Here is a 10,050-nt window from a genome sequence, read left to right on the forward strand (position 1 = left end):
AATGCGCCCAGTCCGAATGCACCCAGTCCGAATGCGCGGCGTCCACCGAGGGGATGATAGCCTCGATTTCGCGGCGCCCATGGCGCAGGAAAGCCTGCAGGCGCCTAAAGGCCGGCGCGGGATCGACCGTCTGCCAGGCGAAGCTCTGCAGGCGCTTCCGGTGGCCGGGCATGCCGTAGAGATCTTCCGTCGTGATAAGCCCTGTCCCTCGGATCCGGGTGAGGAAATTGCGGTCAATCGTCATGCAGGTCTGCCTTTCCTGTCCAGGCCGACGAAGCCAGGATAAGACCTGTGACTATGAAGATTTTCAGAATAGGCATTATTTTCAATGTGTTATAAGCATTCCCATGAAGTTCTGCCAGACCCGTCTGATTTTCAAAAATCTTCACCGTCAGACAGTTGACGCGGCGGCGCCAACTGACTATCTCCGGGCAATCGTTAGCAGTCCACTCGGGTGAGTGCTAAACGTGGGCGCCCTCCCTACTGCTGGCGACCAGACTCCAACCCAAAGACCCGAGGTTAGTTATGATCGAAGAGGCAGTCAGAATGAAACTTCGTCCCCTGCATGACCGCGTTGTCGTGCGCCGCGTCAAGGAAGAAGAAAAGTCCAAGGGCGGGATCATCATCCCCGACACCGCGAAAGAGAAGCCCCAGGAGGGCATCGTGGTGGCTGTCGGCAAGGGTGCCCGCGGCGACGACAATGAAATCGTCCCGATGGACGTTAAACCGAAGGACCGCGTGCTGTTTGGCAAATGGTCCGGCACCGAAGTCACGATCGACGGCGAAGAGCTGCTGATCATGAAGGAAAGCGACATCATGGGCGTCCTCGAGAAGTAATTTCTCGCCGTCCCTTTTTCCTTCTCCAACCAAATCAAGAGGTAACTCACAATGGCAGCTAAGATAGTTGTTTTCGGATCTGACGCCCGCGAGAAAATGCTCCGCGGCGTCGACATCCTTGCCAACGCCGTGAAAGTCACGCTCGGCCCGAAAGGCCGCAACGTGGTGATTGAGAAATCGTTCGGCGCCCCGCGCACGACTAAAGACGGCGTTACCGTCGCCAAAGAAATCGAACTCGAAGATCGTCTCGAGAACATGGGCGCACAGATGCTGCGCGAAGTGGCCTCGAAGGCGAACGACACCGCCGGCGACGGCACCACGACCGCAACCGTTCTCGCCCAGGCCATCGTCCGCGAAGGCATGAAGCGCGTCGCTGCGGGCATGAACCCGATGGACCTGAAGCGCGGCATCGACAAGGCAGTGACCGAAGTGGTCGCCGATCTCGCCCACCACGCCAAAAAGGTAAAAACCAACGAAGAGATCGCCCAGGTTGGCACGATCTCGGCCAACGGCCAGCGCGAAATCGGCGAGATGATCGCCCAGGCGATGGCGAAAGTCGGCAACGAAGGCGTCATCACGGTTGAAGAAGCCAAGTCGGCTGAGACCGAACTCGAGGTTGTCGAGGGTATGCAGTTCGACCGTGGCTATATCAGCCCGTACTTCATCACCAACGCCGACAAGATGATGGTCGAACTCGAAGACCCGCTGATCCTGCTGCACGAGTCCAAGCTGTCGAGCCTGCAGCCATTGCTGCCGATTCTCGAAGCCGTGGTCCAGTCGCAAAAGCCGCTGATCATCATTGCTGAAGACGTGGACGGCGAAGCCCTCGCAACTCTCGTCGTCAACAAGCTGCGCGGCGGCCTGCGCATTGCGGCCGTAAAAGCCCCGGGCTTCGGCGACCGCCGCAAGGCCATGCTGCAGGACATCGCTGTCCTGACGGGCGGCCAGGTCATCTCCGAAGACCTCGGCATCAAGCTTGAAAACGTCGGCATGGAAATGCTCGGCAAAGCCAAGCGTATCACCATCGACAAAGACAACACGACAATCGTCGACGGCGGCGGCAAGAAGAAAGAAATCGAAGCCCGCGTCGGCCAGATCCGCAAGCAGATCGAAGACACGACTTCCGATTATGACAAGGAGAAGCTGCAGGAGCGTCTCGCGAAACTTGCTGGCGGCGTTGCCGTGATCAAGGTTGGCGGCGCCACCGAGATCGAAGTGAAAGAGAAGAAAGACCGCGTCGATGACGCGCTCAACGCGACCCGCGCGGCTGTCGAAGAAGGCATCGTTCCGGGCGGCGGCGTGGCTCTGCTGCGCGCCTCCAAGAACATCGACGTGGTCGGTCTCAACGATGACGAGAAGGCCGGTATCGACATCGTGCGCAAGGCTCTCGAAGCCCCGCTGCGCCAGATCGCCGAGAACGCCGGTGTTGAAGGTTCGGTGGTCGTCAACACGATCCTCCAGAACAAAGGCCGCTCTTTCGGCTTCAATGCCCAAACCGAAGAATATGGCGACCTCGTCGCCATGGGCGTCATCGACCCGGTGAAGGTGGTCCGTTCGGCCCTCCAGAACGCCGCTTCGGTTGCCAGCCTGCTGATCACGACGGAAGCCGGCATTGCCGAGGCTCCGAAGAAAGAGTCCGGCGGCGGCGGCGGAATGCCCGGCGGCATGGGCGGCATGGGCGGCATGGACTTCTAAGGCCCGCCTCTTTGCGGCGACACAAACAGACGGCCCTCCGGAGCGATCCGGGGGGCCGTTTGCGTTAGGGCATGGATTGCCCCTACCCGGCCGCGCTCATACGGTCACACCGAACGGGAATACGCCCGGATGGCGACAGGGAGAGAGCGCATGGACTGGAACTTTGGTGACATGCTGGACGCTGTTGGCGCCGCGCTGGGGCCCGATGACCTCGCGCTGGCGCATGGGAGCCGCAAGACCTACTGGCCCGAGTTCACCGCCCGTACCAACCGCGTTGCGCGGGCGCTGCGAAGCCTCGGCATCAAGTCCGGCGACAAGGCCGGCTTCTACATGCGCAACCAGCCCGAATACATGGAGGCGATGGCCGCCTGCTTCAAAGCGAGCCTGTCGCCGGTCAACGTCAACTACCGCTACCTGGATGATGAGCTGGTCTACATCATCGACAATTCGGACTCGGCAGTCGTGTTCTTCGATGCGGAATTCATGAGCGAAGTCGAGCGAGTGCGCCTGCGCCTGCCGCGCGTAGCAGCCTGGGTGCAGATCGGCGGCGGCGCAGCGGCGCCCTTTGCGCAGGACTACGAAGCCCTCGCCACGCAGGGCGACCCGGGCCCGATGGCCGGAAAGCGATCCGGCGACGAGATGTTCCTGCTCTATACCGGCGGCACGACAGGCCTGCCAAAGGGCGTGATGTGGACGCACAGTATCTGGCGCGAAGCCAGCATGGAGGGCGTGCGCAAGATGGGCCTGCCGGTGCCCGAGACGATGGACGAGCATGTCCGGAATGCGGTGACCGTCGGCAAGCATTCGCGCCAGCTGCCCGCCTGCCCGCTTATGCACGGCACGGGCTGGTTCACGGCGATGGGCGCGATGCTGAACGGCGGCGCAGTGGTGACCCTGTCGGAGAAGGTGAAGTTCAGCCCCGTCAATCTCTGGGACACGGTCAGCGCCATTGGGGTGACGTCGATGGCTATTGTCGGCGATGCGTTCGCCAAGCCGATGCTGCAGGCGCTCGAGGGTTCACCCGGCCGCTGGAATTTGAGCAGTGTACTGAACATCGTCTCGTCCGGCGTGATGTGGAGCGCTGAGGTCAAGCAGGGACTGCTGAAGCATATTCCACAAACGGCTCTGACGGACAGCTTCGGCGCCTCGGAGGCGGTCGGGTTCGGCTCCTCAATCACGACGGCGGAGGGCGGGACGCAGACCTCGAAGTTCGAGATCGGCCCCTCCTGCAAGGTGTTCACGGAGGACGACCGCGAAGTGGCGCCCGGCAGCGGCGAGCCCGGCTATATTGCGCGCGGCGGCGCTGTGCCGCTGGGCTATTACAAGGACCCCGAGAAGACCGCCAGAACCTACCGGACCATCGGCGCCATGCGCTACGCCATTCCAGGCGACTGGTGCACGGTGGAAGCGGATGGCACGATCACGCTGCTGGGCCGCGGATCGAACTGCATCAATACCGCCGGCGAGAAGGTCTATCCCGAAGAGGTCGAGGAAGCGCTGAAGACACATTCCGCCGTGCGCGACGCGCTGGTGGTCGGTGTGCCGGACGACAAGTGGGGACAGGCCGTGACGGCGGTGGTGTCGCTGGACGCGGCGGTGTCCGAGGCCGAACTGCGCGCCTTCGTGCAATCGAAACTGGCGCGCTATAAGGCGCCCAAGCGCATCCTGTTCAAGGACGATCTGGGCCGCGCGTCAAATGGCAAGGCGGACTACAAGTCGATCATGACTTTCGCGCTGAAAGAACTGGGGCTTTAGCCTCAGCTCTTGCGGCGCACCGTGCGGAACACGGCGTCGGCGCGGGCTGCCATGGCACCGTCTTCCTTCAGAATTGGGGCGGTGACGTGTACGAATTCGCCATCGATGAAAGTGACGGCCGGGTGGGCTTCGATCCACTCGCCTTCCCGGGCAATTTCCATGAACTCGATGGTCAGTTTGATGGTCACGGACATCTTGGCCGTGGCCGACCAGACAGCCCAGGCGAGCGCGCTGTCGGCAAAGGCAGAGACCATGCCCCCATGCATGAAGCCCATGCCGTTGCAGTGACGGTCGAGCACCCAGAGACCGGTACGGATGTCGCCTTGCGCGGTGGCGCGGTAGCTGGGCCCATTATGGATGGTGAACCTGCCGCGCGACGGCGAGGTGGCAAAGCCAGGCCGGGGCGTGCGGTGTTCGCTGGCCGCGTCAGCCACGCGATGGCTGGAAGATCGGATGCTCGACCGTGTCTCCCGGCGTGATGCCGAGTTCCTTGGCGCGGCCACCCCGGATTTCGAGCACGGCGCGGACGGGCACACCGGGACCCAGCGAGCGCAGGGATCCGGGAACGGCATTGCGGGCGATGGCGATGACCTGCCCCTCGGTGTCCATGAACAGCATGTCGAGCGGGATCAGGGTGTTCTTCATCCACATGCTGGCGGGGCGCACCTCGCCGAAATCGAACAGCATGCCGGCTTCCGGCGCGAGGCTTTCGCGGAACATCAGGCCGTCGCGGATTTCTTCGGCGGTGTCGGCGATTTCCACGGTGAAGGCATGCGATGCCTCACCCGTCCTGATCGTCAGCGGGGAGACCGTGAGCTGGGCGAAGGCGGACTGGGCCAGGAAGGCCAGCGCGGCGAAAGAGGCGAGCACGAAACGTATCATGAGGGGAGGATTAATGGCCGGAATCGAATGCGGCAAGCGCCGGACGCTGTTTAGCAGCGGGTTCAGCGTTTGGGCCGCACCGAAAGGACGTGGTCGCCCTTGGCGCCGGTCTCAATGACCACTTCGATAAGCGTGCCGGGCTCGACGTCCTCATAGCCTGATTTGCGCAGCGCCACCGCATGCACGAAAATGTCGATTTCCTCACCCGCGCGCCGGACGAAGCCATAGCCCCGGGCGCGGTTGAACCATTTCAGGGTGACTTCCTCATAGTCCGGGCGCTCGCCGCGCGCGCGGGCAACCGACGCCCTCGGGCGTTCCATCTCGATGATATGGGCGGTCTGCCAGCCGCGCGGGCGGTGGACAGCGTCACAGACGATCTTGGCGCCTTCATCCGCGAAGGTTTCGCCATAGTCGCGCAGGCAGGAGATGTGGAGCATAACGTCGCCGGTCAGCGACGCGTCGGACGTCGATTCCGCGACGATGAAGCCATATCCCTTGGCGCTGTCGAACCATTTGACGTGCCCGATTAAACGGACAACCGGTTCGGCAACGGGCGGATCGGATTCGTTTCTGGCTACGCTGTTCGACATCAAGCCTATTCCCCCGACACGAAAACTAGTGCGCGAATTCGCGCTTGTCACGCGATGTTCACAAGCCGGAACGAACCGGGCTCTCATTGCGAGGCAGATGCGGCAAAATGAGGGCGGGAAACCTGGCAGTCCCTAGGGGAGTCGAACCCCTCTTTTCAGGTTGAAAACCTGACGTCCTAACCGATAGACGAAGGGACCGCGCGGGTTGGAGAGGGCGCATATAGCGGCTGATTCTATGCAGGGCAAGCCGCTTCGCAGCATTCGAGGCAGTTTGTCCTAAAGCCGTGTCACATCAAGGGTTTCAAGCTGGACGCGGTCGCGGCCATTCCAGTTATCGGTCTTAAGGCGGCCCACCAGGCTGATCCGGCCGCCCTGGCGCAAGGCGTCGCCGATGGGCGTGCCTTCAGCGCGCCAGCAGATGCATTCGAGTCGCCCGGAGGCATCCTCCGCAGTGAACCGGAGATGCTGCGTGCCGACCCGGCGCACACCCGTGACATGCACGTCCCGCAGCATGAAGACCGGCTCCGGCGCGCCCACGCCGAAGGGGCCAAGCGAAGCGATGGCGGCGACAAGTTGCGGCGTGGCGGCGCCGGGGGCGACGACAGCGTCGATGTCCATGTCGAGCGCGGCGTCGCGCTCTGCGGCGAAGGCGTCCATATGGTCCAGCATCCAGGCATCGAAGGCGGCGAGTTGGTGCGGCTCGAGGCTGAGGCCGCCGGCCATGGCATGGCCGCCGCCGGAGAGGATGACACCTTGCCGGGCAGCTTCGGAAATGGCGGCGCCGAGGTTGACGCCCTTGACCGAGCGGCCCGAGCCCTTGGCAACGGGGCCCAGGCCGTCACCCCAGCCGATGACGATGCTGGGCAAATGGAAGCGATCTTTCAGGCGGCCGGCGACGATGCCGATGACGCCGGGGTGCCAGCCTTCACCGGCGGCGATGATGACGCCGCGCGCGGGGTTCTCCGCGAGCGCGCGTTCGGCCTGCGCTGTGGCCGCATCGAGGATGGCGGCTTCGAGCGCCTTGCGCTCCTCGTTCAGGCCGTGGAGGCGTTCGGCGAGTTCGATGGCTTCGGCGCGGTCATCAGTGGCGAGGAGCTTGGCGGCGAGCCATGGATCACCGACGCGGCCGCCTGCGTTAAGGCGCGGGCCAAGCAGGAAGGTTGCGTGATAGACGGTTTCGATCTTGCCGATGCCCGATACATCCGCCAGCGCTCGCAGGCCTGCGTTCTGGTCGCGGGCCATCATGGCGAGGCCCTGGCGGACAAAGGCGCGGTTGACGCCGTGCAGCGGGGCCATGTCGCACAGCGTGCCGAGGGCGCAGAGGTCGAGCAGCGGCATGATGTCGGGCAAGCCGGCGGGCGGCGCGATACCGCGCTCGCGGGCGAGGCGGTTGATGGCAGCGACGAAGACGAAGACGACACCGGCGGCAGCGAGGTGACCCTGCCCCGAATTGCAATCGGGGCGGTTGGGATTCACCAGCGCGGCCGTTTTCGGCACGCCGCCGGACATCAGGTGATGGTCGATCACCACGATGGGCAGGCCGATGGTGTCGGCTTCGTCGAGCGAGCGGATGGCAGCGGCGCCGCAGTCGACGGTGATAACGAGCTCGGCGCCCTGGGCTTTCAGGTAGCGGAAGGCTTCCGGCGACGGGCCGTAGCCTTCTTCGAGACGGTCCGGCACGTAGAGGCCGAGGTCGCGGCCCCAGGCGCGGAAGTAGCGCGCCAGCGTGGCGGAGGAAGTGCCGCCGTCCACGTCATAGTCCGCGAACACCACGACTTTCCGGCCATCGAGTATGGAACCGAGGACGATACCGGCGGCCTTGTCCATGTCGGCAAAGCTGGAAGGGTCGGGGAATAACTCCCGCAGCGTGGGGGCGAGATAGCTGGCCGCCTCTGCGGCCTCCAAGCCGCGCGCTTCGAGCAGGCGGGCCAGCAGGTCCGAGCCCCCGACGGCGGGCAGCAGAGACTGGACCTTGCGCGGGTCTGCCTGGTGCAGCCGCCAGCGCCGCCCGCCGGCCGACAGGGCGGCGGTTTCAGGCGGGGGGCTCGTGGCTTTTCTGGCGGGCTGCATCATGGGCGGGGCCGTTTCGAATCAAGCGATAACTTACACTGCCCTGGCCGCAAACAGAATGGCTATGCGACCGGGCCCCTGAAAGGCTGGCGCAACCGGGCCGAAGCCCTTATTGGCTGGCGCAACGCAATGGAGATGCCCCGATGATCCCTCGCTATACGCGCCCGGAGATGGCCGCTATCTGGACCCCGGAGAGCCGGTTCGGAATCTGGCTGGAGATCGAAACCCTCGCCGCCGAAGCGATGGAAGAGATGGGCACGATCCCGAAGGGTATTTCTAAGGCCGTACGCGAGCGGGCTGCCTTCGAGGTGGACCGGATCGACGAGATCGAACGCGAAGTGAAGCATGACGTGATCGCCTTCCTGACCAATGTGGCGGAGCATGTGGGCGATGAGGCGCGCTTCCTGCACCTTGGCATGACCTCATCCGATGTTCTCGACACCTGCCTCAATGTGCAGATGGTGCGCGCGGCGGACCTGATGCTGGGCGGGATCGACCATGTGCTGGCAGCGCTGAAAAAGCGCGCTTATGAGTTCAAGCATACGCCGACCATCGGCCGCAGCCATGGCATTCATGCCGAGCCGACCACGTTCGGCGTGAAACTCGCGGGCTTCCATGCCGAGTTCCAGCGCGCGCGGGCGCGGCTGCTGATCGCGCGCGACGAGGTGGCGACCTGCGCGATTTCAGGCGCAGTCGGGACGTTTGCGAATATTGACCCGCGCGTTGAAGCGCATGTGGCGGGGAAACTAGGCCTGCGCATCGAGCCGGTCTCGACACAGGTAATCCCGCGTGACCGTCACGCGATGTATTTCGCGGTACTCGGCGTGATTGCCTCATCGGTGGAGCGCCTCGCGACGGAGATCCGCCATTTGCAACGGACCGAAGTGCTGGAGGCCGAGGAGTATTTTTCGCCGGGCCAGAAGGGTTCATCGGCGATGCCGCACAAGCGCAATCCGGTGCTGACGGAAAACCTGACGGGACTTGCGCGGCTTGTGCGCTCCGCTGTGACGCCGGCGCTGGAAAATGTTGCGCTGTGGCATGAACGCGACATCTCGCACTCTTCCGTCGAGCGCGGCATCGGGCCAGACGCGACGATCCACCTCGATTTCGCGCTGCACCGCCTTGGCGGCGTGGTCGAGAACCTTGTCGTCTATCCGGAGAACATGCTGCGCACGATCAACAGCATGGGCGGCCTGCACAATTCGCAGCGCATCCTGCTGGCACTGGTCGAAAGCGGCGCCAGCCGCGAAGACGCCTATCGCCTTGTCCAGCGCAATGCGATGCGCACCTGGAAGAAGGAAGGCGATCTGGCCCTCCTGCTGAAGGCGGACCCTGACGTGACCGCGCGCTTGAAGCCCGAGCAGATCGATGCGCTGTTTGATCTGGAATACCATTTTAAGCACGCCGACACGATTTTCGAGCGCGTGTTCGGCAAGAGCTGAGGCGCCGGAGTTGACCTGCGCCCCGCGCGCGCCAGAATGAACTAACCGACAGATAATACAGGGCTCAACATGAAACGCATTCTCTTCGCGCTGCCTGCAGCTTTCCTCGCCGCCTGTGCGACGCAGCCGGTACCGGCGGCGACTATCGCGGCGGCGCCAGAAGCACCGGCGCCATCAGACGCCGAGACGCTGCATCAGAACTTCATGGTTCTCGACAGCCATCTTGATACGCCGGCCTATTTCCATACGGCCGAGTATGCCTTCTCGAAGCGCGGCGATTTCGACGTGGACGGCACGCATGTCGACCTGCCCCGCATGAACGAAGGCGGCCTGGATGGCGGCTTTTGGGTAATATTCACGGCCCAGGGGCAGCTGGACGAGATGTCCTATGTCGCTGCGCGCACGATTGCGCTGATGCGCCAGGCCGCGATCCGGGAACTGGCGGCGAAGTATTCGGATGATGTGGAGCTGGCCTTCACGGCGAACGATGCAGACCGCATCTTTGCGGCAGGCAAGAAAATCGTATTCCAGAGCATGGAGAACGCCTATCCGCTTGGCGAGGATGTCTCACTGATCGAAGCGTTCTATGTCGGTGGGCTCCGGATGGTGGCGCCGGTTCACTTCCGCAACAATCAGTATGCGGACAGTGCCACAGACGTGACACCACTGTTCGGCGGACTTAGCCCGCTGGGCGAAGAGCTTGTCCGCGAGGCCAACCGACTGGGTCTGATCCTCGACGGCTCACATGCCTCCGATGACACCGTGCGGGACATGATCGC

General features: G+C 63.5%; 10 protein-coding genes and 1 tRNA gene. 5 read left to right on the forward strand and 6 right to left on the reverse strand.

Annotated features, from left to right (window positions below; genetic code table 11):
- Positions 1-244 (reverse strand): Usg family protein (locus WEA77_RS05285; RefSeq protein WP_368066824.1); only part of this gene is annotated, 244 nt, incomplete at its 3' end.
- Between the two features lie 302 nt (positions 245-546).
- Between WEA77_RS05285 and groES the strand changes: the two genes are divergently transcribed.
- From groES to WEA77_RS05300, 3 genes are all read left to right on the forward strand, one after another.
- Positions 547-837: a co-chaperone GroES gene (gene groES, locus WEA77_RS05290; protein ID WP_291046498.1), complete on the forward strand. Its 291-nt coding sequence runs from the start codon at positions 547-549 to the stop codon at positions 835-837.
- A gap of 51 nt (positions 838-888) precedes the next feature.
- Positions 889-2,532, forward strand: a complete 1,644-nt coding sequence (gene groL, locus WEA77_RS05295) for a chaperonin GroEL (protein ID WP_368066826.1) — start codon at positions 889-891, stop codon at positions 2,530-2,532.
- A 150-nt stretch (positions 2,533-2,682) separates the two neighbouring features.
- On the forward strand, positions 2,683-4,287 hold the full coding sequence (locus WEA77_RS05300) for an acyl-CoA synthetase (protein WP_368066827.1): 1,605 nt from the start codon (positions 2,683-2,685) through the stop codon (positions 4,285-4,287).
- A 2-nt stretch (positions 4,288-4,289) separates the two neighbouring features.
- Here the strand turns inward: WEA77_RS05300 and WEA77_RS05305 are convergent, their stop codons facing one another.
- The 5 genes from WEA77_RS05305 to recJ all read right to left on the reverse strand — a co-directional run bounded on the left by WEA77_RS05305 (position 4,290) and on the right by recJ (position 7,832).
- Entirely contained in the window at positions 4,290-4,721 is a 432-nt protein-coding gene (locus tag WEA77_RS05305; protein ID WP_368066828.1) for a PaaI family thioesterase, read from the reverse strand.
- Entirely contained in the window at positions 4,714-5,157 is a 444-nt protein-coding gene (locus WEA77_RS05310) for a DUF192 domain-containing protein (protein ID WP_368066829.1), read from the reverse strand. Before WEA77_RS05310 ends, WEA77_RS05305 begins: the two co-directional genes overlap by 8 nt.
- 74 nt (positions 5,158-5,231) lie before the next feature.
- On the reverse strand, positions 5,232-5,759 hold the full coding sequence (locus tag WEA77_RS05315) for a cold-shock protein (RefSeq protein ID WP_368066830.1): 528 nt from the start codon (positions 5,757-5,759) through the stop codon (positions 5,232-5,234).
- Positions 5,760-5,882: 123 nt separating this feature from the next.
- Positions 5,883-5,957 (reverse strand) — tRNA-Glu (locus WEA77_RS05320).
- 78 nt (positions 5,958-6,035) lie between these two features.
- A complete protein-coding gene (recJ, locus tag WEA77_RS05325; protein ID WP_368066831.1) occupies positions 6,036-7,832 on the reverse strand; it encodes a single-stranded-DNA-specific exonuclease RecJ in 1,797 nt (598 codons plus the stop codon).
- A gap of 140 nt (positions 7,833-7,972) precedes the next feature.
- Between recJ and purB the strand changes: the two genes are divergently transcribed.
- Both purB and WEA77_RS05335 read left to right on the forward strand, forming a co-directional pair.
- A complete protein-coding gene (gene purB, locus WEA77_RS05330; RefSeq protein WP_368066832.1) occupies positions 7,973-9,271 on the forward strand; it encodes an adenylosuccinate lyase in 1,299 nt (432 codons plus the stop codon).
- A gap of 69 nt (positions 9,272-9,340) precedes the next feature.
- On the forward strand, positions 9,341-10,050 hold a 710-nt coding region (locus tag WEA77_RS05335), incomplete at its 3' end, for a dipeptidase (protein ID WP_368066833.1).

This window comes from Hyphomonas sp., assembly GCF_040882205.1.
Lineage (GTDB): Bacteria > Pseudomonadota > Alphaproteobacteria > Caulobacterales > Hyphomonadaceae > Hyphomonas.

Coding starts and splice junctions, on each gene's coding strand:
- groES (WP_291046498.1), top strand. CDS start 547: ATGAAACTTCGTCCCCTGCATGACCGCGTTGTCGTGCGCCGCGTCAAG.
- groL (WP_368066826.1), top strand. CDS start 889: ATGGCAGCTAAGATAGTTGTTTTCGGATCTGACGCCCGCGAGAAAATG.
- WEA77_RS05300 (WP_368066827.1), top strand. CDS start 2,683: ATGGACTGGAACTTTGGTGACATGCTGGACGCTGTTGGCGCCGCGCTG.
- WEA77_RS05315 (WP_368066830.1), bottom strand. CDS start 5,759: ATGTCGAACAGCGTAGCCAGAAACGAATCCGATCCGCCCGTTGCCGAA.
- recJ (WP_368066831.1), bottom strand. CDS start 7,832: ATGATGCAGCCCGCCAGAAAAGCCACGAGCCCCCCGCCTGAAACCGCC.
- purB (WP_368066832.1), top strand. CDS start 7,973: ATGATCCCTCGCTATACGCGCCCGGAGATGGCCGCTATCTGGACCCCG.